Consider the following 19,443-nt stretch of genomic DNA (forward strand, 5'->3'; position numbering starts at 1 on the left):
GGGGGGACGCTAGCTCCGGTATTTGGACACTTCCGCCACCTGGCCGCTAGCGGCACTCTCAACGATAGCCTCAAAGGCTTCGGCTAATTGGTTCTGCCCGGTAGTGAAATCGCTATCAACGCGCTCCTCCCCCGCGGTATTCGCCGCAGGGGAGGATTTTTTTTTAGAAAACTCAATTTGATTGCATCATTCCGTGATGGGTCGATTTGTTATGTGGGCGATTGCCAATTTTGTCGCCATGCTCGGAATTTATTTTAAGGTTTTCGTACTTCCATGGGCATGCATCTCCCCGCCCATTTTCTTGTGCCCTCCTTTTAAACTCGTCAGGTAGGCTACCAGGTCAATTGCCTCCTGAAGCCCGATTGAGTCGCTATAGTTTGGCATGATGGACAGACCTTTTTTGATATATCCAGGGCCCTTCAAGATTACGCGATTAGGGTTGACGATGGACTCGAAAAAATAGGTTGGTTCTCCGTGCATTGAACCCATGCCGGTGAGGTCGGGGCCTATGTTTGCTGGATTTTTTTCAATTTTTGGAAATTTTTCTCCTCCAATGTAGTGGCACGAAAAACATTCCATTTTGACAAATGCCTCCCGCCCCTCTTCGGGATCGCCTGCGGGAATTCGGAATTTCCAACCCGGAGGTGTGCCGCCATAGGCGTGAATCGCATCCATCGAGATGATGATGGGCTTCACGTCTTCTTTGGTGGAATCTTCCTTCTGATGTGTGTCACCAGACTTCGAGTCGTGGTCGCCGGACATTGGCATGTCGCCACGATGTTCATTCTTTATTTCTTTTTTTTGTGTTTTTTCAGCCTTCCCACGGCCATGACCGGGGGCGCCTCCTCCGGCATGGCTTAAAATCGGGACGCCAATCGCCTGGGCGATTAAGAACATTCCTATTGTCATGAAAGTGGCAATTCGCCCTTTATTAGTATTCATCATTATTTCTCCTCTCTAAAGCAACTTCGCAGGAGTAGTCCTTGAAGGTTTCAAAAAAATTATAAGGGGGTTAGGCCCGCGCGGTAAGAGGAGGGGCTCTTTCGGGAGTGGATAAAATGAGTAAGAGAAGTGGTTTACGAAGCTTGAAGTGAATAATCCTGAATTCACTTGTTAAAGCCGGGAAGGTTAGTTCTGGCGCAACTAGAATCGCGCTCATAGTTAAAGTGGCGATATGTTTGGTGATGTGAGCGCCGGGCTTGAGGGCCTGAGAGATGCAATCATTTTCCGCAGTCGCATCGGGCGCTGACTGGGCGTGTCCAGAGTGGGAATCAAGTGCCTCACTAAAGGCGTGGACGCTGCACGGGGTCGCAGCCAGGACCAGAATGAGGACCGGCAGCGCCAGTAGCAGTAGTTTCGAGGGCTTTTTTCTATCTATTCCGGACATCCCTCACTCCCGATTTATTGCCTCCCCCCTGGCGGGAGAAGCCTCAATCATATATTTAGGAGTATTTTATCTGTTTTGCTATTCTTTTTTTTGAATTTTTGGATTTATATTAAGAAGAATGGGGGTTGCGCCCGGCGCTAGTTGCGGTATTTGGACACTTCCACGACCTGGCCGCTAGCGGCACTCTCAACGATAGCCTCAAAGGCTGCTACCACTTCGAGCGCCTCGGCTCCGCCGATTTCAGGTTTTTCTCCCGTACGGATGCAGCGGGCGAATTCTGTCATCTGGTCGGCCAGTGCATCGCCCGCCTCGACGGGTATCTCGGTTCGGGAAGTTTCATTTTTTTTCTGGACATAGAGTTTTGCGCCGTCCTCATCGCTCCAGGCTGCCGCTTCGGTGCCGAGGGCAGAGGTCAGAATCGAAAACGGAACGACTTGAGAGACGGCAATATAGCCGAGCGGGCCGCTTTCGAATTCAAGAGTAATCACCGTCGCATCGTCGAGCTGTGTTGCGCCAAGGATTTTCTTGCTAAAAGTCGAGACGCGTTTAATCGGGCCTGCCAGGTAGTGGAAGTTGTCGATCATGTGGACCCCGCGCCCGGTCATACCACCAAGCGGCCATTCGGCAGGATCGTTGTGCCACCCCTGGGCGGGGCTCTGGCGGTTCGCGTTAAAGACGTGCGCCTCGAGCTGGTGGAGCATTCCGAGCTCTCCTGCCTCGATCATTGAGCGCACTTTTCTGGTCGCGCCCAGTCGCCTTCGGTGGTGTCCAACCTGGAGGGTAACGCCCGCCGCCTCTGCTGCGGTGATGGCTTGCCGCCCCTCTTGAACTGTCAGGGTAAGGGGTTTTTCGACAAAAATATGTTTTCCGGCCGAGGCGGCCTCGCGGATTATTTCGAGATGTGTCGAATGCGGGGTGGAAATAACCAGGCCCTCCACGGAATCGTCTTTGAGGATTTCATCGAGGCTTGAGGCCGGGGCGCCGCCAAATTTTTCGGCGAAAGTATTTCTGGTTTCCTCTGTCCGGGCGAAACAGCGGACAGGTTCTGCCGCCCCGCTTCTCTCTGCCGCTGCTGCTAGACGGCTGCCCCAGTTTCCAAGGCCGACGAATGCCAGTTTCACTTTTTCAGGTGCCATTTTTTCTCCTTGCCAAAATTTTGTCGGTGCCTCTGCTGTCAGCTCGCGCCATGCTACACTCGCCGCCGTGAATTTTAACAACCTACTAATTTGAGCCTATAGCTGACAAGCACACTTATATGAATTTTTCTTCGCGATTTAAAATTTTTATTTTGGCGGGCAGCCACTCAGTCAACTCTGTCTACAACCGCGTGCTGACCCCGGTGCTGCCGCTTATCGTTATGGATTTCGATCTGAGCTATGCCCAGGCGGGTCTCATCGTCACGGCCTATTCAGTGGGGAACAGTTTATTTCAATTCCCGATATCCTTCGCCGCCGACTACACGGGCAGACGCCGCTTGGTGGTAATTTCCTCTCTCATCGTCAACGCCCTGCCCGTATTCTTTTTCGGCTGGGCCTGGTCGTATTCTCTGCTTATCTTTTTGGTGTTTCTAAGCGGCTTGGGTTGCTCTGGCTTCCACCCATCGGCGGTTGCAATGGTGGCCGATGTCGCGAAACAGCGGCGGGGCTATGCCATGGGCCTTTTCAAGGCGGGCGGGGACTTTGGGAGCGTGTTTACCCCGGCCATTGTCGGATGGCTAGCCGTTGTGTTGTCCAGTTGGCGGACGGCGGCGCAAATATTCGTTCTGCCCGGCCTTGTATGGGCGGTGCTCATCTGGATGGTGTTTCCCAAAGAGACGCCCATCAAGCGGGGACCGATTGGCAAGGAAGCGAAATCCACCATCTGGGAGCTTGTCAAGAACCGGGCGCTGATTTTTCTGCTCATGGTTTCCTCGTGCCGGGTGATGATTGGCCGGGGTACGATGGCGTTCTTCCCTCTCCTGTTGGCGGAGAGTTTCGGATATACCACCATCGGCATCGGATGGGTCATCACAATCTATTATGTTTTCGGAACAATCAGTTCGGTCATCATGGGTAAGCTTTCGGATTATTTCAAGAATTCAAGCCTCATCGTCGTGTTGCTGTTTTTCGGTACGCTGTCCCTTGTCCTGATGCCGATTCCAGATAAGATCTGGGGTCTATTTGCGCTGATGATTTTGCTTGCCACGACTCTTGGGCCGTCGCAGGGCCCTATCCTTTCTGTGATGGCCGAGATGGTTGACGATAAAAGCCGGGCCAGCTCGGTCGGGCTTCTTTACACGACAAACGAAATCGCTGGCGCTATTTCTCCTTTCGTTGGCGGGCTTATTGCCCAGGCTGTGGGGCTCAGGCTTTCCTTTCTTTTTTATGCATTGATTTCCCTTCTCGCCACCGGCGCCGGGGTGATGGTTTATCGCCTCAGGGAGCGCCAGCTACTTGCGGGCGGGTAAATTTCACCCTTCACAACACCCTTAAGTATCTGTAAACAGGTAAATTATAATTTATTTTGTAATTTGTTCATTTTTTACTGGACCGAACGGTCCGGATGATATATATTCCTCACAGGTTGATTGATTTGTTGTGTTTTTTTTTAAAGAGAGGACGTCATGCCCCGGACGAAGGAATTCAGCGAAACCGAAGCCCTTAACCAGGCGATGGATATTTTTTGGGAAAAGGGCTACGAGGGCACCTCTCTTCAGGATTTGATTGGCGCGATGGAAATTTCGAAGAGCAGTTTTTATGAAGCCTTCGGAAGCAAGCACGAGCTTTTTGTTGCGGCCATCGAAAACTACATCGACAAGGAAATTGGCGCTGCCGTGGCTTTTCTCGACGCAGAGCCCTCGGGTAGAGCGGCTATCGAAAAAATGATCCGCAAGACACTGGAGGCGTCCTGCGGTGAAAATAAACGAGGCTGTTTTCTCTGTAACTGTGCCGTAGAAATGGCGCAACACGATCCTGTGTCCGCCGAATATGTGGCTCGGGGTCTGGAGCGGACTGTCGACGCTTTTGTTCGGACGATTGAACGAGGTCAGAAGGCCGGCGAGATTTCCAAAGACCGCGATCCAAGGGCGCTGGCGAGGTTTCTTTTGAACACCGAAATCGGCGTGCTCGTATGGTCTAGGGGCGGTGCCGATCGGGAGACTCTGACGAATGTCGTGGACATGGCGCTTTTAGCACTGGAGTAAATTTTTTTTACCTTTATTGGACCAAACGGTCCATTTGTAGGACCTCCCCCAAGGGAAAGGAAGGGAAATCAGATGAGTAATATCAGCGAACAGACAACTACCGTTCATCTCACTGACGAGAATTTCGAGTCAGAGGTTATTGACTCAGAGACCCCGACGCTGGTGGATTTTTGGGCAGAGTGGTGCGGCCCGTGCAAAATTATGGGCCCTGCGGTTGAGAAAATCGCCGAAAAATTTGAAGGCCGCGTAAGGGTTGGCAAGCTCAACGTTGATGAGAACAGACAGATGGCCGATCGCTTCGGCATCAGGGGCATTCCTTCCCTGTTTCTGTTCAGAGGCGGCAAGATTGTGGATCAGAGAGTGGGTGTTCAATCGCCTACGCAGATCGAGGCCCTGATCGGGCAGGTGTTTGTATAAAAATTTGCAGCACGGAGTTCAGTGAGTCTCAGTGCGCACATTGTAGAAAGGGAGACGACATGAATCAGCCCATCAGCAACATCGCTTTCACGCCCTCGGTCAAGGCAATACAGGAGCGTCTCGGCTCGCGCAGTATGTATAAGCGGGTAGAGGAAAAAGGCGGCTGGTCGGATACCGTCTCCGGCGACCTCGCCGGATTTATCGCCGAGCGCGATTCGTTCTACCTGGCGACGGCCACTGCCGATGGGCAGCCCTACATTCAACATCGAGGCGGGCCGAAAGGGTTTTTAAAGGTTATCGATGGGCGAACGCTGGCCTTTGCGGATTTTGCAGGGAATCGCCAGTACGTCTCGATGGGCAATCTCGATGAGAACGATAAGGCCTATATCTTTCTTATGGATTATCCGGGCCGCAGGCGGGTGAAGATTTGGGGCCGGGCAGAGGTTGTCGAAAACGACCCTGAGTTAATAAAAAAACTTGTTCATCCGGACTATAAGGCAAAACCAGAGCGAGTTTTTCTTTTTCATGTAACGGCGTGGGACATCAACTGCCCCCAACACATCACGCCGCGTTTTACAGAAGAAGATATGTCGCCCGAGATTGAAAAGCTTCGTGCCCGTATCGCCGAGTTAGAGGCGGAGGCCGAACAGTTCAAAGCGCAGATTATTAATTAAGAAATGAGCGATTACAAAGATTTAATTGTAAGGAGAAAATAGCCATGCACACTTTGAAAGTGAGAAAGGTCATTGAGCTTCCCGCCGATGAAGTGTGGGAAGCGGTTTCGGAAGAAAACAAAGGCAACCAAAACTACATGGATTCTATTGGCGAGACGTTGGGCGCCAAGGTTGCCGAATGGGTGGAGGGCGAAGGCGTTCAGACGAGCCTCTACAACATCACAATTCCGCTGAACAAGGCGAAGGCGTGCCTGAGCGTTCGGCAGGCCGGGGCGGGTGAGTCCGAGATAACGGTATCGATGAGCTATCGCGCCGGGTGGGGGCCTCTTGGCGGGTTGGTAAACGCCATTTTAATTGGACCGGCAATGCGAAAAGCAATCGGAAAAACTTTGGAGAATGCGCTACCGTCCGGTGGCTCGGCGGGTGCGCCCGTGAAGGTGCGCGAGCGCGTGGGCACCTTGATGGAGGCAAAACTTGTTCTCGCCGCATGAAAAACAAACGCGAAAAAATCCCCCCTGGCTATTTCGGCGAGGGGGGATTTTTTAATTTTAGAACGAGCCTGATCACGTATTTTTTCAAATCCATTACAACGCCCCCTGTCCACTTTGTTATTAATCGCGATTTACCATGGTAGTCTTGAAATGATAGATGTGAGTGAGAGCCACTTCCATGAAAATATTAAGGAGTAGGCGGATGACGGATCTGAGCGCGCCAGCACGCGACATCTTCCCTGAATTCAACACGATTCCCAGGCTTTTTGAAGAAGAAGTACGCGGGCTCCCGAAGGCGGCCCTTGCCCGCCACCGGCCCGAAAAAGGATGGGGCGGCTGGTCAATCAGCGAGCAAGTTAGCCACGCGGCCTGGATTCCTTACCTCATTTTTTGCGTTATATGGCGAGAGACCCTATTTGGCGATGAAACGCCGCCCCATCTGGATCGAACGGATACAGGCGGGGCGGACCGTATGCTCGATCCGGGCCGGTTTTATGAAATGCCCAATCTTCTCGGGGCGCTCGGGGATGGTTTTGCACTAGGCTGGATTCTTCTTGGGCGCGAAACCCTGGGCTCGATGCGCGAGAAGGTTTTGGCAAGGGATGTAAATCCTGATCGCCAATGGGCCACCGGCGAGCGGGTGATTGATTATTTCGAGCAACTGGTGGCACCGGCACACAAGGTCGGCCTTCGCCGCGATGAAAATGACCCTTATATATTCCATCAAACGTTCGAGTGCGCGATGCGCCACATCATCTGGGAGGCTCTCGTCCATCTCAAGACCATCCAGATGCACAAGGCCGCCGAGGGTCTTCCTACCGGTCCGCCCGTGTCCGAGGAAGGCTACGTTAAGCTGCTTGAATGGGATTAACGCCAGCACAGAGCCGCGAAATTAGCGATGCGAAATTAATTTCTTATCGAGTCGGTCTGCGTTTTTTTCATCTTATCGAAACTGCGCATGCCCCCGATGCCGAGCATTCCGGTGATGACGGCGAAGAGCTGTCCTGAGTCGAAGACGGGGGGCGGCAAGGCATCGGGGGGAATCCATCCCTTTGCCTTGAACCACACCCAGCCCCAGGTCATGAGCGGGTAGAGCAAAAACTGGTATGCCATCGCGAGCCCGCCAACCCAGCCGATAAAGGGCCGCCACCCGGCGACGAAAATGCTCTTGTGCGCGGCCTCTTGTTTGTTGACCGCCATCTGGCCCTGTCGCTCGCCGGATTCAATTTTTCGCTCCTCCAGTAATATTTGCAGCCGTTCCTCGTCCGAGGTAATCAAATCGCCTGCTATCTTACCCACGCCCTCGACGATGGCTCCGATGCCCAGAATGTTCATGCGAGCACCTCCATCGTTCTGTTCAGCCAGCCGAGTAAAAACTTTTTCTGGGAGAAATCGCCGTTGCAAATCGCGGCGTAGCGGGCCACTTTTGCGATGGCGAATTTCATGTCGAAAATTTCAGGAGTCTCGACGTTCAAGAGCTTCACTGTCTTAGGGCCAATCGCGCCGTCAGGCGATGCGCCAACGGTAAGCTGAGCGAGTTTAAAGCCGACGTTTTTCCCGGCGTTTACCGCAAAATCATAAATAGACTCCGCAATTTCCTGGCTCTTGATTTCATCGCCGAGCATTCGGTCCCAAAATTGGGCCCGGTAGAAATCGCGCACATGTTCGGCAAGCCTTGGGCCAGAGCTGCCCTCTTTGTCGATAATCTTCCAACCCGGCCACTTCGGGTGCCAGCGGCGGGATACCCCGGCATAGGTCATGCCGCCCGTGTCGCCCGGCGTCTCGTGGAGCTTGTAGCCGCCCTCTATGAGGATGGTTTTTTTAAACGCGGGATCGAAATCAGCCATTTCGTTCTCCTGTGGAGTTTGGAGCGGGGAAGATTCGTGACCAGCCAGAAGTGCCGGAGCGATTGGATGCCCTCTTTTTATAGAGTAGGGAAGCGGGGCATATGGTCAGCACGTGGGAAAATCCTCCGGCCTGGAGCTGTGGCCGGAGCGCCCGAATGGGCAAGGGCATTATCCGATTTGTTGGATCGTTTATCAATAGTTATTTACTGATTTCAGTAAAGGTTGGGGCGATGTTCTCTTTCATCTGCTACTCTTTTGATTCCACCTAGAGCCTGATTTTCCCGCCCGGCTACGATAATTCTAATATTTTTTTATTAAGCTCGTTATTTAAGGGGCCACCGTGTCAGAAGAGCGCACCGCGCAGACAGGTTTCTTTGAGAGTAAGTGGCCTTCGGTTTCTTTGCTGGCCTTTTGCGAGGTGCTTGCTATGGGGCTGTGGTTTTCAGCCTCGGCGATCATCCCTGCCCTTCGGCTCGAATATCAGCTCAGCGATCAGCAGGTTTCTTTGATTTCGAGCAGCGTTTCCGCCGGTTTTGTCGTGGGCACATTAACGAGCGCGGTGTTTGGCCTGGCCGATCGGCTGGACCCCAGGCGTTTTTTCATGGCCTCGGCGATTATCGCGGCCATCTCGAACGTGTCGATTCTCTGGGCCGACCCGGCCTCGCTCGCCGTCCCCGCCCTACGCTTTATCGTCGGCGCTTGTATGGCGGGGGTTTATCCCGTGGGAATGAAAATGTCCTCGACCTGGGCACGGGGCGACACCGGCCTGCTGGTGGGTCTTTTGGTGGGCGCCCTCACATTGGGCTCGGCCTCCCCCTATCTTCTTGACGCCCTGGGCGGCCTCGATTGGCGGTTTACCCTCGTGGCCTCATCGGCCCTGGCGGCGGCCTCGGGCGCGCTGATACTTCTCATGCAATTAGGACCCAACCTTACGCGCTCGGCGAAATTTCGCGCGCCGCTTGTTCTTGAAGCATGGCGAAAAAAATCTCTTCGCCTCGCCAACCTGGGTTACTTCGGGCACATGTTCGAGCTCTATGCCATGTGGACCTGGATCGGTGTTTTTCTAACGGCGAGCTTTGCGCTTAATCCCGGTGGCGAGGGCGCCGGTTTTTACGCAAAGCTGCTCACCTTCGCGGTCATCGCCGCTGGCGGGGCCGGGAGTCTTTTTGGCGGCCTTTTTGCGGATCGCCTCGGGCGCACGACGCTGACGATGGGCGCCATGGGTTTGAGTGGTGCCTGCGCGATTGCGTCGGGCTTTCTGTTTGGAGGCAGCCCCTGGCTGCTCGGATTATTGTGTCTCATCTGGGGGGTAGCCGTCGTCGCAGACTCGGCCCAGTTTTCGGCCAGCATTATTGAGCTCTCAGACCCCAGCCTCGTTGGAACGATGGTCACTGTCCAAACATGCGCAGGGTTTTTGCTCACGATGTTCACGATTCACATGATCCCGCCTCTGACCGAAGTCTTTGGCTGGCGCTACGCATTCGCCTTCCTGGCGATCGGGCCTTTTCTCGGTGTCTGGGCCATGTCCCGCCTGCGCCGCCACCCCGAGGCCGCCAAACTCGCCAGCGGGAACCGGTAATTTTTTTTTGGGTCGCTACTTCTTCGGTCTTGGGTAGACCTCGATCATCGGGAAAAGCTGGCGGGTATTTTCGAGCAGGCCAAAGAACAGGGGCAGCTCTTCTTTTTCGCCGTGGGCTAGGGTGGCCAGGTCGAGGGGTCTGCCGTCTGGGTAATGCGCCCAGCCCCCAACTTCTTTCAGTACGGCGAGCGGGCCCAAGATGTCCCAGATGTAGGGCCTGTCCACGAGTACGCCGATGGTGTTTCCGGTAATGGCGTAGGCGACATGGGCGGCGATGGAGCCATAGGCCATCGATTTCCCCGGATAGGTCATCTTGTAAAAACGTTTTCTCGATGATGGCGAGAGCATTACCGTCTGGTTGTCGATCTCCATGGGCGAGATAGGCGATATCGGCTCGCCGTTTCGCAATGCACCATCGCCCCGGGCGGCGATGAGCATCTCGTCCACGCGCGGCAAAAAAATTCCACCCGCCAGTGGCACGCCCGCCTCCATCACCCCGATGCAACATCCCCATGTTGGCAAGCCGTTTAAGTAAGGGTTGGTCCCGTCGATGGGGTCGACCGCCCAGAGGCGCTGGCCCGCGATGTCATTGTCTCCTGCGGCGCCGTGCTCCTCGCCGATAAGCCTATCGTCTGGAAAGTGTTCGGCGATGCGCCCGGTGATATAGGTTTCCACCCGTCGGTCGGCCTCACTGACAAGACTGCGGTCGGCCTTTCGCTCGCCCTTGGCTTCCGGTGCGAGGGAGAGCGCCATCTTTCCCGCCTCGCGCAACGTTTCCTCAATAAATTTCTTCATGAAATGTTCCACTCTTTTGTTTTTGAAATTTCCTGGGCCACAAATTACCGCGCCCGGCCTAATTTTGCCATAGAGCCCGGCTTGCCCGGTGGTGGGAGGAGGAACATACTGGCCTGTAAGCTTAATCGATACATCTTCCCGGCGGGCGATGAAGTACATCTCCCGCCGAAATTCCTTTATTAAAGAGTGTGAATTGAAAAAAGAGCGCTCAAAAACACAGGACATTTACGATTACACCAAAGGCTCTATTGGCTGGGCCATCACCCGCCTTTCGGTGCCGATGTGTGTTGAGCAGATTATCCGCAACATCGACAGTGTCCTCGAAATATACTGGATAGGTATGTTGGGGCCCGAATTCCTGGCGGCAACCTCGCTCGGCTTCATGACCGTTTTATTTCTACGCGCGGGAGGTTTTGGGATTCGAATCTCGGGCCAGGCATTGATCGCCCAACGAGTTGGGGCCGAAGATCATGAGGGCGCGTCGATTTACGCCGGTCAGTCGATAATAATTCTCATGGTTTATTCCTTGGTATTCACTATTCTCGGGTTGGTCTGTGCGCCGTATTTCATGCTGTTGCTTAGCTCGGACCCCATGATTATTCGCCACGGCACCAATTACATGCGTGCGGGCTTCTTGGTATTTGTCGCATGGGAGGGGATGTTTGTTTATTCGAGCATCTTGCGGGGCGCGGGTGAGGCGGGCTATACGCTTATCGCGATGATTGCGGGGGTCTGTGTGTCGATCTTCGCGGTGCCGATTCTGATTTTTGGGGCGGGGCCCATTCCTGCCATGGGTATCGCTGGCGGATTTTTAGGGATGGGTACAGGCCGCTTCACAGGGTGGATGGTGATGATGTACATCGTCGCCAGCGGACGCTCGCGGGTGAAAGTGCGCTTTAGCGATTTGTGGCCCCGGCCCGAGCCTATTATGCGGATCATCAACTTGGCTTGGCCCGTTTCGGTGCAAAATCTTCTTGAGCGCGGCGCGAACATCATTCTACTCAGAATGCTTTCGGCGTTCGGCCCCTTTGCGCTGGCGGCCTGGGCTATCGGCAATCGGATTACGCTCATCGCGCGGATGCCGAGTTTCGGGCTTCAAGGCTCGGTACGCACCCTGATCGGGCAAAATCTGGGCGCGGGGCTCCCCGAGCGCGCGGTGCACACGGTGAAGGTCGCCCTCTATGCGATGACCGCGCTCATGGGGGTGGTTTCGGTCATAATGTTTGTTTTCGCACCCGATATTGTCGTCGTGTTTGGCTTGAAGGGCGAGGGGGAGGGTATCGGCGCTATGGCCCTTCGCATACTTTGTGTCGGGCTAATCATGGAGTCTGCCCGCCGCGTCGCCACCGGCGTGTTCCAGGGCAGCGGAATAACGAAGCCGCCCATGATGATTGAGGGTGTCGTTCGCTGGGTGGTCCAGCTACCGGCGGCGGTTTTGATGATGTTCTTTGGGATGGGCGCGGCGAGTATCTGGTTTGCCATTGCTGGCAGCCAGGCCATAAGCGGCGCGGCGATGCTCGTCTGGCTCTGGATTTGGTCCCGGCGGGGCGGGCTGGCCAAGCGTGCGACAGCCATAAGCGCCGAAAGAGCGAGCAATGCATGATGTGTATAATCGGCTTTTGATGCCGGATTATTTTTTGATTGAGTATATAAAGCGATGAATGAAAACCTGAAAGAAAAAGATTTGAGGGTTATCGGCGTTGGCGATGCGGGCGGGCTGCATCCCTCAACGGTTTATGGGCCGGTTAGCTCGTGGCGCTTTGGCAGCTCGCTCGGGGTGGATCTCATCCTCCAGGCGAGCGTGTGCTCGTTCAACTGTGTTTATTGTCAGCTTGGCGCGATTCAGGTTGTTACTGCCGAGCGGCGGCTGTTTGTCACGACCGAGCGCGTCATGGCCGATCTGGAAAAAGCCGATTGGCAGGGCGCTGATCTTGTCACCTTCAGTGGAAGCGGCGAGCCTACCCTTGCTCTTAATCTTGGCGAGGCTGTCCGGGCGGTGAAAGAGCGCACCGGTATTACCACCCACGTTCTGACGAACGGAACGCTTTTGCATCTCCCCGAGGTGCGAGAGGCGCTGTGCGGGGCCGACCGCGTTTCGGTCAAGATAGATGCCCCGGATGAGGCCATGTTCCAGCGGGTGAACCGGCCTGCGCCTGGTGTCACCCTCGCTGGCATCGTTGAGGCGACGATAAAGTTTAAGCAAGAATTTTCTGGTCATATGGATAGCCAGGTGATGTTCATGCCGGTTAACCGCGCGATGACCGAAAAACTTTGCGAGTTGTTGAACAAGATTCGGCCCGATGAGGTTCAGCTCAACACCCCCCGGCGCGCCTATCCGTCCGAGTGGTTCATCGAAACCAGGGGCCGCTATGATTATGAAAAAGCCCCGGCCAAAATTAGCGAGCTTAGAACACTGGGCTTTGATGAGGCCGAGGCCGTCGAAAAAATTATCCGCGAGAAAACGGGCCTTTTAGTCAGCAGCATCTACAACGGGGAGTAAAGGTTCACGCACACATCTAAAGGAGGTTTCCCATGATCACCGCCATCGTATCCGCGCCCCTACCCGAGGGCCTCACCTACGAGAAGTACGCCGAGAACACGAAAAACATGGCCGAGCGCTTCCGCGCCATTCCAGGACTGATTCGTAAGAACTTTCTTTTCAGCGCCGAGGAGGGCAAGGGCGGCGGGGTGTATCTGTGGGAGTCGCGCGAGGCGGCCGAGGCCTGCTACGCGGGCGTGTGGCGAGAGAACTTCATGAAAGCCTTTGGCGTTGAGCCCACCATTGTTTTCTACGACACCCCGGTTGTTGTTGATAACGCTGCGGGGGAGATTAAGACGGCGGCGTAGGAAAAAATCAGAATTTTTAATTTCCCCCGTCCAGTATTCGCCACATGTACATGGCGAGATAGCTGCGGTGGGGGGCAAAGCGCGCGGCGGCTAGGGTGGGTTTTTTGCGACCGATGTAGCGCCGAAAAGTATTTTGAACGCTGATGTCGCCCTCGGGCCAGATGTCTTCATCTTTAAAAAAGAATATTGAGGCCATATCGCACGTCCAGGGGCCGATTCCCCATATGGACAAGAGGCGGGCCGAGCGCTCTGTGTGATCCATTACGCGCAGTTTTACGGGGGACAGCAATCCGGCCCGGTGGGCTTCTCGAATGTGGGCAAGCGCTTTTGTTTTGCTCGCCGAGAGCCCGCAGCTTTTAATTAGCGGTGCGTTTTCTTTCCTGAAAAAATCGGGCGCTCTTTCCCTGGCATTTTTTCGTGCGTTTTGAATTCGCTCCCAAATGGTTCGCGCAGCTTTTGTGGAAAGTTGCTGGCCGACCACGGCGCGGGCGAGATGGTCCGAGAGGGATTTGTATCTTCGGTCGGGAAAATCAATCGGGCCGAGGGCGCGAATCTCCCCGGAGAGCTCCGGGGAGATTTCTTTTGAAATTTTTATAAGCCGTGTGTGAAGTTTTTTGTCCATGATAGCGAGAGCGTTTTATTTATACGTGTAGGGCTTGCGCTCTCCCTTTTCGCCGATTCTGTTCGCCAGGACCCCTAAGGGCCCCATGTCTATTTCAACGAGGTCGCCAGGCTGAATCCACCGCTCGATCTCCATGCCGCAGCCGCCGGGAACAGTGCCCGAGCCGAGAATGTCGCCGGTGAGCATGTTCTCATCGCGCGAGGTGTAGGAGACCATCTGCTCGAAGGTCCAGTACATTTCCCCCGGGGTGGCCTCAATCCAAGTCTCGCCGTTGATGCGTGCGGCCATGGGTATTTCGGCGGGGTTGCCCAGCTCGTCGGGGGTGACGATCCAGGGCCCGAAGCTCCAGCACCAGTCTTTGCCCTTGTAGGGGCCGGTGCCCATCGCCATCTCGCCCGTTTGGGCGTCGCGGGCGCTCCAGTCGTTAAGAATTGCGTAACCAAAAATATGCTCGCCCGCATTTTCTTCCGTGATGTCACGTCCTGGCTTTCCGATAACAGCGCAGAACTCAAGCTCGAAATCCATCTGCTCGGTGTAGCTTGGCCAGGGGACTGTTTCGCCGACGGCGGCCATGTGGGCGCAGCTTGCCTTAAAGCACAACGGGCGCTCGTACCAGGTGTCGGGAATCGTGAGTCCCATTTTTGCGAACGTGGTCTTTAGGTGGCGCTCGAAGCCCGCAAAGCCCCGAATCAACGGAGGCCGCTCGATGGGGGCAAGAAGGCGCACCTCGTCCGGGCGGTAGATAAGCTGCTCGCCTTTGGGTCCCTCTACTTCGGGTTTATCTTGGAGAAAATCGAGCGCTTCTTGTGCCGCTTCAAGGGAAGGCGCGCCGGCAGCGGCGAAATCCGTCATATCCGAGGGAATAATGGCGCCGGCCATCTCTTGTGGCCGGGGCGATCCTTCATCGGCGAGGCTTGCGGCCATCGCGAAGTTAAGATCAGCGTAGGCTAAGTTTTCCCCGCTTTCGATAACGGCGCCGAGGCGCTTGAAGGGTCCGACGGGTGTTCTGACTTCAAAGGTGATGAGTTTCATGTGCGCCTCATGAATTGGTTTGGGTTTAAATTAAAGGTCTATCTTGTCCCGATCGTCTGTCTCGGGGAAAGGCCCTTCCTTTATTTCAATGACTTTGGTGTTGTCCTCTAAAAATTCGACCTCGTGGCCCTCGTACATGAGGATGAGATCGTCTCGCTCTAAAATGGCCTCGCCAACCTCGTCGCCTTCTTTGGTAAAAACGCCGATGCGAACCCTGCCTCGCTGGCAGAGGAGTATCTGGTGCCGTGTGGCGTTGACCGTGGGCCGCTCCTCGACGACGTGGTAGTGCGCCTTGGTGATGGCACCCTTGGGTCGGTTTAGGATAATGACCTGAAGCGGTATTTCATCATCCGTCATGTGGGCCTTGGTATTGCGCTCGGCCTCAATATCCTGGCCTGCATACGCGGTGCGGATGTGCTCCTGGGCTTCCTCGGTGTCGAGGTAGGGCGGGAACTTGGCGTGGTCATCGAAGTCTCCCTTGATGTGGATGGCGATGACGCGGCCATCCGGCGCTTTGTAGTAGTCAACGCTCTTGCTTTCGACTTCGAGTGCCATGACGTGCTCCCTTATTTTCGAATGTTGCGGATTTTGGGATATGGAATCGATAAAAATTTTGAGGGCGAGGCAGGCTCGTCCGTGTGCGATGCCACAAGAATGAGAACGCGATCAGACTGCCATGCGCCTCGCTGGCCCGCAAGGCTCGGGCGTGCAAAAAAAGCCATAATTATCCTATGAAAATAAGGCTTTTCTTGCCGCCGGGCGCTCTTTCTGTTAACGTATGCTTACGGATTGAGATTAGGCGAGCGTCCCAGTGGCGTGGCCGTGTTTTTTTCTCTTCCATCTGCGTAGCGGGCCTCCATGCGGATTGGCCCGCGTTTATTTTTGGGACGAAATTCAAGCCCCGAAGGCGGAAAATGGGTAGAGGACTCGGATGGCTGTTGGGAACATTGGTTTTCTCGGTGATTGCCTTCATGGCCTTAAATGGTGTTTGTCAGAAACCGTATGCTTTTCCAGCTTTGACGAAATTTTTCTGTCCTCAGCCGAGAGCCGTGGCCGGGCCACAGCCTCCAACGAGAACGCCGACCGGTGATGGTGCCGGGACGGCCCGTTAATTTATCGTTTTTTACTCCGTGGAAGGAACAAAATGTCTAGTGCAGATAGTCCTATTACCGATGCCGTAGTGGAATTTGTTCTGGGGACCGAGGCCGCCCAGATTCCCGAGGACGTGAAAGTTATTTCCCGCCGCTGTTTTGTGGACGGGACCGGGCTTATGGTGGCCGGCTCGACCGACAATAGCGGGCGAATCGTCCAGGCATATGCCAAGGAGATTGGTGGAGAGCCCGAGGCGCGCATCATCGGCACAGACATGACGGTTTCGGCGCACACTGCAGCGTTCGCCAATGGCGTGGCGGCTCATGCCATGGACTACGATGACACCCAGCTTTCGAGCTACCCGGATCGTATCTATGGCCTGATGACCCATCCGACGTCGCCTGTGCTTGCCGCCTCGTTGGCGATGGCCGAACTTTTGGGCTCCTCGGGCGAGGAATTGTTCACGGCGTTCATGATCGGTTTTGAGGTCGAGTGCAAGGTTGCCGAATGCATCAAGCCCGATCATTACATCAAGGGTTTTCATTCGACGGGCACCATTGGCGCCATCGGCGCAGCGGTCGCAAGCGCCAAGCTTCTTGGCCTCGATGAAGCGCAGCTTCGCTTTTGCCTGGGCATTGTTTGCTCGGAGAGTGCGGGTCTTCGCGCGAATTTCGGGACGATGACGAAACCGTTTCACTCTGGACGCGCCGCCGAGAACGGTGTTGTTGCTGCGCGCCTCGCGGCGGGCGGATACACCTCGGACCCGGGCATCTTCGATGGTGAGTGGGGCTTCATGCAGATCATGGGTGGCGGCTGCGACCCTGAATATCTGGTCGGCGAGTTGGGCGACCCCTGGTCAGCGGTGGACCCCGGCATTTCGATAAAACCCTACCCGAGTGGCTCGCTTTCACACCCCTCAATGGATGCGATGCGCGATCTGATTCTTGAGCACGACATCAAGCCCGAGCAGGTGAAAAGTGTCCGTCTTGGCACAAACACCCGCGTACTCCAGCCGCTTCGCTACGACGATCCCCAGAACGAGCTTGAGGCGAAGTTCTCGATGAAATACAGCCTTGGCATTCTTCTTCTCAATGGCGGCAAGGGCGGCATTGCCCAGTATCGGGACGAGGTAGTTGAGAGCCCCGAGGTGAAGGCGATGCTTGAGAAGGTCGAGCCTTTCGTTGACGAGGAGATCGAGGCGATGGGCTATGACCTTATTCGCTCGAAGCTCACCATCGAAATGGAGGACGGCACCGTTCACGAAAAATTCTCGGACACCTCGCGCGGCACACCGAAGCGGCCGATGGATCGCGAGGAGCTTTACGAGAAATTCACCGAGTGCTGCAGCCTTGTTTACGAGAAGGATCAAATTGCTCGTGCCGAGGCGGTTCTATACAAGGTGGATACCCTCGATGGCGTTTATTCGCTAATCGATCTCCTGGGCACCAAAAACGAAGAGTAGGGAGCCTGGGCCATGGGTTTTCACAAATGGGATGACTTCACCCGGCGCGCCAATATCCGAAAGGGAACCTGGCGGCGCGTTATCGCGACGGAGAACCTTACCGTTCAGCGCGGGGAGATGGAGCCCGACACCGAGTTTGACGGTGGCGTTCACCGACATCCAGAAGATCAAATTATCGTTGTCATGAAGGGGAAGATGCGCCTTCACATTGACGGCACTGAAGGCTGGCTTGAGCCGGGCGATGTGGGTGTTATACCCGGCGGCGAGTTCCATGGCGGGGTGGATGTGGGGCCCGAGGGCGCCGAGTACCTTGAAATTATCGCAGGCGGGCGGATGGATTATCTGCCCGGCTATGTCGGACCTCCCAAGAATGAATTCAAGGGACCGGGGGATTAAACGATGGTGGAGGAGGCGCAGCGCATATTTGTCGTTTGCACGGACCTGATGTTTTCTGCGCGTATCCGAGAAGCGGGTACCTCGCCGGGCGCCGTGTTTGAGTTCATTGGATCAGAGGAAAAATTCGACATGGCGGTTGAGAATTTTAACGCCGTGCTGTTTTTGTGCGATCTGCACCACCCCACGCTTGGCGGCGAGGCTGCAGGCGAGTTGATCAAGAAACTCCGAGCCTCGAAGCGGGGCAAGGGTGCCTATGCCATCGCCTTTGGAAAGCACACTGAGCCAGATTTACTCAAGGCTGCCGATAAGGCTGGTTTTGACAAGGTGATGCCGCGCTCGCTTTTCGTCAAAGAAATGCCCGAGATTGTCCGCCGGGCGGCAAGTCGTATTCGGACAGCCGGTTGACCCTAAAGCCTCCTGCCTCGAATCCAGTATCGTTTTCGGGGAGCCTGATCTACTGGCTCGAAGTGCCTTCCGACAAACAACATTTTATCCACGGAATTTTGGACGGCTACGACAATCTGGGTTACTACCAGACGATGGTCCATGGATGGGGCGAGCGTGTAGATGGCGGGGCCACCTCGTTGGCGCGCATCACCTCGACCGAGGATACCCGGGAGGAGATGGACACCCTTCTTGAGGCGCTCTCTGCGGATTTTGGTCTCAAGTTGTTAGATGAGGCGCCTGATATTGCGCCTGACTTTCAACCCGTATCTCGCAAGCCAGGAGACGAGGCGGAAAACGCCTGAGCGGGTTTTCGAATTCATGGGAAGCGATTGCATGTTGGGTAGGTGGCGAACAATAGTCTCGGCGGTCGTGGTAGCGTTTTTTTTAGCGACCCCTGCGCATGCAGCGAAAACGCTTCGGCTGGCAACGACGACGAGCACCCACTTCACTGGTCTTCTGGACTGGCTGCACCCCCATTTTGAAAAGCGCCACAATGTCCGCATACACACCATTGCTGTTGGAACGGGAAAGGCGCTGCGCCTGGGCCAAAATGGCGATGTGGATGTTGTTCTGGTCCATGCCCCGGCGGCGGAGTTGAAATTCGTCAACGAGGGCCACGGCGTGAACCGGCGAGGCGTGATGCACAACGATTTTGTGATCGTTGGTCCGGGGGCAGATCCTGCCGGAGTGTCAGGGGCGAAAAGTGCGGCCTCTGCCCTTCGCCGAATCAGAGGAAAAAAATCTCTCTGGCTCAGCCGGGGAGATGATTCGGGTACATATAAAAAAGAAATTTTTTTGTGGCAATTCGCGGGGGTTAAGCCAGAGGGAAAGTGGTATCGCTCCCTAGGGCAGGGAATGGGCGCGACATTGAGGGCCGCCGATGAGATGCGGGCGTATACGCTAAGCGATCGTGGCTCATTCCTTTTCATGGCTGCTCGGGGGAAGGTGGCACTTAAAGTTCTTTTCGAGGGCGCCATATCCCTGCTAAATCCTTACGGTGTGATTGCCGTGAACCCGGAGCGCCATCCATATATTAAATTTGATCTGGCGATGAAGTATGTCCGCTTCCTCACCTCCAAAGAGGGGCAGCGCCTCATCGATAAGTTTCGCTTGAAGGGAAAAAAACTATTTTATCCATCCGCAGTGAAGAGGCAGGCGGGCAGTTGATAATATT

At 55.1% G+C, this 19,443-nt stretch carries 25 protein-coding genes; 15 read left to right on the forward strand and 10 right to left on the reverse strand.

The features are described 5' to 3' along the window. Positions 1-249: 249 nt before the first annotated feature. The 3 genes from HOJ95_05860 to HOJ95_05870 form a co-directional block, all read right to left on the reverse strand. Positions 250-945, reverse strand: a complete 696-nt coding sequence (locus tag HOJ95_05860; protein ID MBT6394207.1) for a c-type cytochrome — start codon at positions 943-945, stop codon at positions 250-252. Positions 946-1,012: 67 nt separating this feature from the next. After that, positions 1,013-1,387, reverse strand: a complete 375-nt coding sequence (locus HOJ95_05865) for a hypothetical protein (GenBank protein ID MBT6394208.1) — start codon at positions 1,385-1,387, stop codon at positions 1,013-1,015. 137 nt (positions 1,388-1,524) lie between these two features. After that, positions 1,525-2,523 (reverse strand): Gfo/Idh/MocA family oxidoreductase, encoded by a 999-nt coding sequence (locus HOJ95_05870; protein MBT6394209.1) that lies wholly within the window; start codon positions 2,521-2,523, stop codon positions 1,525-1,527. Between the two features lie 119 nt (positions 2,524-2,642). On the opposite strand from HOJ95_05870, the gene HOJ95_05875 reads away from it, so the two are divergent. From HOJ95_05875 to HOJ95_05900, 6 genes are all read left to right on the forward strand, one after another. After that, the gene (locus tag HOJ95_05875) at positions 2,643-3,833 is read left to right on the forward strand and encodes an MFS transporter (GenBank protein MBT6394210.1); all 1,191 of its coding nucleotides are present in this window, start codon (positions 2,643-2,645) and stop codon (positions 3,831-3,833) included. Between the two features lie 156 nt (positions 3,834-3,989). Then, positions 3,990-4,568, forward strand: a complete 579-nt coding sequence (locus HOJ95_05880; protein ID MBT6394211.1) for a TetR/AcrR family transcriptional regulator — start codon at positions 3,990-3,992, stop codon at positions 4,566-4,568. Positions 4,569-4,640: 72 nt separating this feature from the next. Then, a complete protein-coding gene (gene trxA / locus HOJ95_05885; GenBank protein MBT6394212.1) occupies positions 4,641-4,985 on the forward strand; it encodes a thioredoxin in 345 nt (114 codons plus the stop codon). A gap of 59 nt (positions 4,986-5,044) precedes the next feature. Next, positions 5,045-5,659: a pyridoxamine 5'-phosphate oxidase gene (locus HOJ95_05890; protein ID MBT6394213.1), complete on the forward strand. Its 615-nt coding sequence runs from the start codon at positions 5,045-5,047 to the stop codon at positions 5,657-5,659. 44 nt (positions 5,660-5,703) lie between these two features. Then, entirely contained in the window at positions 5,704-6,150 is a 447-nt protein-coding gene (locus tag HOJ95_05895; GenBank protein MBT6394214.1) for a hypothetical protein, read from the forward strand. 202 nt (positions 6,151-6,352) lie between these two features. Beyond that, entirely contained in the window at positions 6,353-7,021 is a 669-nt protein-coding gene (locus HOJ95_05900; protein ID MBT6394215.1) for a hypothetical protein, read from the forward strand. A gap of 35 nt (positions 7,022-7,056) precedes the next feature. On the opposite strand, the gene HOJ95_05905 is transcribed toward HOJ95_05900, so the two are convergent. Both HOJ95_05905 and HOJ95_05910 read right to left on the reverse strand, forming a co-directional pair. Continuing rightward, positions 7,057-7,485, reverse strand: coding sequence for a hypothetical protein (locus HOJ95_05905; protein MBT6394216.1), 429 nt, complete (start codon positions 7,483-7,485; stop codon positions 7,057-7,059). Further along, complete coding sequence (locus HOJ95_05910; protein MBT6394217.1) at positions 7,482-7,997, reverse strand: N-acetylmuramidase; 516 nt, start codon at positions 7,995-7,997, stop codon at positions 7,482-7,484. Before HOJ95_05910 ends, HOJ95_05905 begins: the two co-directional genes overlap by 4 nt. Positions 7,998-8,424: 427 nt before the next feature. On the opposite strand from HOJ95_05910, the gene HOJ95_05915 reads away from it, so the two are divergent. Continuing rightward, a complete protein-coding gene (locus HOJ95_05915; GenBank protein ID MBT6394218.1) occupies positions 8,425-9,576 on the forward strand; it encodes an MFS transporter in 1,152 nt (383 codons plus the stop codon). A gap of 15 nt (positions 9,577-9,591) precedes the next feature. Here the strand turns inward: HOJ95_05915 and HOJ95_05920 are convergent, their stop codons facing one another. After that, positions 9,592-10,530 (reverse strand): hypothetical protein, encoded by a 939-nt coding sequence (locus HOJ95_05920; GenBank protein MBT6394219.1) that lies wholly within the window; start codon positions 10,528-10,530, stop codon positions 9,592-9,594. 34 nt (positions 10,531-10,564) lie between these two features. Between HOJ95_05920 and HOJ95_05925 the strand changes: the two genes are divergently transcribed. Genes HOJ95_05925 through HOJ95_05935 form a run of 3 tightly spaced genes read left to right on the forward strand, consistent with a single transcriptional unit; the run spans position 10,565 to position 13,218 of the window. After that, on the forward strand, positions 10,565-11,974 hold the full coding sequence (locus HOJ95_05925) for an MATE family efflux transporter (GenBank protein MBT6394220.1): 1,410 nt from the start codon (positions 10,565-10,567) through the stop codon (positions 11,972-11,974). 54 nt (positions 11,975-12,028) lie between these two features. Then, positions 12,029-12,871 carry a radical SAM protein gene (locus HOJ95_05930; protein ID MBT6394221.1) on the forward strand — a complete coding sequence of 281 codons (843 nt, stop codon included), beginning with the start codon at positions 12,029-12,031 and terminating at the stop codon, positions 12,869-12,871. 32 nt (positions 12,872-12,903) lie between these two features. After that, positions 12,904-13,218, forward strand: coding sequence for a monooxygenase (locus tag HOJ95_05935; GenBank protein MBT6394222.1), 315 nt, complete (start codon positions 12,904-12,906; stop codon positions 13,216-13,218). A gap of 16 nt (positions 13,219-13,234) precedes the next feature. Here the strand turns inward: HOJ95_05935 and HOJ95_05940 are convergent, their stop codons facing one another. From HOJ95_05940 to HOJ95_05955, 4 genes are read right to left on the reverse strand one after another with little or no spacing between them, the layout of a single operon-like run. Further along, positions 13,235-13,840 carry a DNA-3-methyladenine glycosylase 2 family protein gene (locus HOJ95_05940; protein MBT6394223.1) on the reverse strand — a complete coding sequence of 202 codons (606 nt, stop codon included), beginning with the start codon at positions 13,838-13,840 and terminating at the stop codon, positions 13,235-13,237. Positions 13,841-13,855: 15 nt separating this feature from the next. Beyond that, positions 13,856-14,872, reverse strand: coding sequence for a fumarylacetoacetate hydrolase family protein (locus tag HOJ95_05945; protein MBT6394224.1), 1,017 nt, complete (start codon positions 14,870-14,872; stop codon positions 13,856-13,858). A gap of 30 nt (positions 14,873-14,902) precedes the next feature. Next, on the reverse strand, positions 14,903-15,427 hold the full coding sequence (locus HOJ95_05950) for a hypothetical protein (GenBank protein ID MBT6394225.1): 525 nt from the start codon (positions 15,425-15,427) through the stop codon (positions 14,903-14,905). A gap of 11 nt (positions 15,428-15,438) precedes the next feature. Beyond that, positions 15,439-15,594 carry a hypothetical protein gene (locus HOJ95_05955; protein ID MBT6394226.1) on the reverse strand — a complete coding sequence of 52 codons (156 nt, stop codon included), beginning with the start codon at positions 15,592-15,594 and terminating at the stop codon, positions 15,439-15,441. 422 nt (positions 15,595-16,016) lie between these two features. Here HOJ95_05955 and HOJ95_05960 point away from each other — a divergent pair, with 422 nt between their 5' ends. From HOJ95_05960 to HOJ95_05980, 5 genes are read left to right on the forward strand one after another with little or no spacing between them, the layout of a single operon-like run. Continuing rightward, a complete protein-coding gene (locus HOJ95_05960) occupies positions 16,017-17,426 on the forward strand; it encodes an MmgE/PrpD family protein (GenBank protein ID MBT6394227.1) in 1,410 nt (469 codons plus the stop codon). Positions 17,427-17,438: 12 nt separating this feature from the next. After that, positions 17,439-17,822 carry a DUF4863 family protein gene (locus HOJ95_05965; GenBank protein ID MBT6394228.1) on the forward strand — a complete coding sequence of 128 codons (384 nt, stop codon included), beginning with the start codon at positions 17,439-17,441 and terminating at the stop codon, positions 17,820-17,822. A 3-nt stretch (positions 17,823-17,825) separates the two neighbouring features. Then, positions 17,826-18,227 carry a hypothetical protein gene (locus HOJ95_05970; protein ID MBT6394229.1) on the forward strand — a complete coding sequence of 134 codons (402 nt, stop codon included), beginning with the start codon at positions 17,826-17,828 and terminating at the stop codon, positions 18,225-18,227. Further along, positions 18,224-18,571 carry a DUF4911 domain-containing protein gene (locus HOJ95_05975; protein MBT6394230.1) on the forward strand — a complete coding sequence of 116 codons (348 nt, stop codon included), beginning with the start codon at positions 18,224-18,226 and terminating at the stop codon, positions 18,569-18,571. Before HOJ95_05970 ends, HOJ95_05975 begins: the two co-directional genes overlap by 4 nt. 31 nt (positions 18,572-18,602) lie before the next feature. Then, the gene (locus HOJ95_05980; GenBank protein ID MBT6394231.1) at positions 18,603-19,436 is read left to right on the forward strand and encodes a solute-binding protein; all 834 of its coding nucleotides are present in this window, start codon (positions 18,603-18,605) and stop codon (positions 19,434-19,436) included. The last annotated feature ends 7 nt before the right edge of the window (positions 19,437-19,443 follow it).

The organism is Nitrospinaceae bacterium (assembly GCA_018669005.1).
Taxonomy (GTDB): domain Bacteria; phylum UBA8248; class UBA8248; order UBA8248; family UBA8248; genus UBA8248.